Source organism: Methylobacterium platani (assembly GCF_001653715.1).
Lineage (GTDB): Bacteria > Pseudomonadota > Alphaproteobacteria > Rhizobiales > Beijerinckiaceae > Methylobacterium > Methylobacterium platani.
Genome location: NZ_LWHQ01000115.1, coordinates 1 through 2,261 on the forward strand (window position 1 = coordinate 1; position 2,261 = coordinate 2,261).

The 2,261-nt window shown below is 70.1% G+C and carries 2 protein-coding genes; both read right to left on the minus strand.

The genetic code is table 11. The features are described from left to right. Positions 1–21 precede the first annotated feature (21 nt). Positions 22–990, minus strand: coding sequence for a type II secretion system F family protein (locus tag A5481_RS31545; protein WP_156312019.1), 969 nt, complete (start codon positions 988–990; stop codon positions 22–24). A gap of 61 nt (positions 991–1,051) precedes the next feature. Next, positions 1,052–2,261 (minus strand): TadA family conjugal transfer-associated ATPase (locus A5481_RS31550; RefSeq protein ID WP_245298685.1); only part of this gene is annotated, 1,210 nt, incomplete at its 5' end.

Consider the following 2,261-nt stretch of genomic DNA (forward strand, 5'->3'; position numbering starts at 1 on the left):
GCGGGGCCGGACGCGCCGCGGTCAGATGTCGAAGCGGATCATCCGGCTCATCACCACGACGCCGACGATCATCCACAGGGCCGAGCCGCCGAGCGCGATGTGGCCGATCGTGGTGGTCCAGAGCAGCGAGATGTAGTCCGGGCTGGTGAGGTAGGCGAGCGTGGCGACGACGAAGGGCAGGGAGGCGATGATCGCCGCCGAGGCCTTGGCCTCCATGCTCATCGCCTTCACCTTCTCGGCCATCTTGCGCCGGTCGCGCAGCACCCGCGACAGGTTGCCGAGCGCCTCCGAGAGGTTGCCGCCCGACTTCTGCTGGATGCCGACCACGATGGCGAAGAAGTTCGCCTCCGGCACCGGCATGCGCTCGTAGAGGCGCCCGACCGCCTCGCCGAGCGAGATACCGATCGCCTGGGCCTCGACGAGCGCCCGGAACTCGCTCTTGACCGGCTCCTGGGCCTCGCGGGCGATGATGCGCAGGCAGTCGCCGACCGGGAGGCCCGAGCGGATGCCGCGCACGATCACGTCCATGGCGTTCGGCAGTTCGAGGATGAAGCGGGTCATCCGGCGCTTGCGCAGGTAGGCGAGCAGCCAGCGCGGCAGGCCGAGGCCCGCCGCGAAGGCGACGCCGAGCGCCAGGAGCGGATCGCCCCCGAGCAGGAAGGCGAAGACCCCGGCGAGCATGCCGCCCGCCGCGCTGTAGAGGTAGAATTGCCGCTTGGAGATGGCGAGGCCGGCCTGGGCCAGCCGGAGTTCCAGGCTGATGCGCGCCTTCTTCTCCTTGTCCTCGATCTCCTTGAGGCTCTTGGCCACCTGGTCGCGGCGACTGACCGCCTGCACCCGCTCGACGGCCTGGCGCTGGCCGATCAGCGCCTGCTGGCGCTTGGCGGCCCGGGCCTCGCCCGGCAGGAGCGGCACGACGAGCGCCGAGGCGAGGGACACCGCGGAGACCGCGAGCAGGCCTGCCGCGAGCGCGGCCTCGACGTCGATCACGGGCGCCTCCCCGCGGGCGCGGCGGGAGCCCGCCCCTGCGCCGCCGGTCGCTCGACGGGGCTCACGCGGTCTCCTCCGAGCGGACCTCGGCGGCGTCGAGGGCGGCGGCGAGCGCCCGGTCCTCGCCGTAGTACCGGGCCCGGTCCCAGAACCGCGGCCGGCCGATGCCGGTCGAGCGGTGGCGGCCGATCAGCTTGCCGTTCGCGTCCTCGCCGACGATGTCGTAGACGAACAGGTCCTGCGTGATGATGACGTCGCCCTCCATCCCCATCACCTCGGTGATGTGGGTGATGCGCCGCGAGCCGTCGCGCAGGCGCGCGGCCTGGACGACGACGTCGATCGAGCCGGCGATCATCTCGCGCAGGGTCTTGGAGGGCAGGCTGAAGCCGCCCATCGAGATCATCGACTCGATGCGGCCCAGGCACTCGCGCGGCGAGTTGGCGTGCAGCGTCCCCATCGAGCCGTCATGGCCGGTATTCATCGCCTGCAGCAGGTCGAAGGCCTCCGGTCCGCGCACCTCGCCGACGATGATCCGCTCGGGCCGCATGCGCAGGCAGTTCTTGATCAGGTCGCGCATCGTGACCTGGCCCTGGCCCTCGAGATTGGGCGGCCGGGTCTCGAGGCGCACGACGTGCGGCTGCTGCAATTGCAGCTCGGCCGCGTCCTCGCAGGTGATGATGCGCTCGTCGTCGTCGATGTAGCGGGTGAGGCAGTTGAGCAAGGTGGTCTTGCCCGAGCCGGTACCGCCCGACACCACAACGTTGCAGCGCACCCGTCCGATGATCTGCAGGATCTTGGCACCCTCGGGCGAGATCGAGCCGAAGCGGGTGAGCTGGTCGAGGGTGAGCTTGTCCTTCTTGAACTTGCGGATGGTGAGCGCCGGGCCGTCGATCGAGAGCGGCGGGGCGATCACGTTGACGCGCGAGCCGTCCGGCAGGCGCGCGTCGCAGATCGGCGAGGCCTCGTCGACCCGGCGGCCGACCTGGCTGACGATCCGCTGGCAGATGTTCATCAGCTGCTGGTTGTCGCGGAAGCGCACCCCGGTCAGCTGGATCTTGCCGCCGACCTCGATGTAGGTCCGGTTGGCGCCGTTCACCATCACGTCGGCGATGTCGTCGCGGGCGAGCAGCGGCTCGAGCGGCCCGTAGCCGAGCACGTCGTTGCAGATGTCGTCGAGCAGTTCCTCCTGCTCGGCGATCGACATCACGACGTTCTTGAGGCCGATGATCTCGATGACGATGTCGCGGATCTCCTCGCGCGCCGAATCGGGC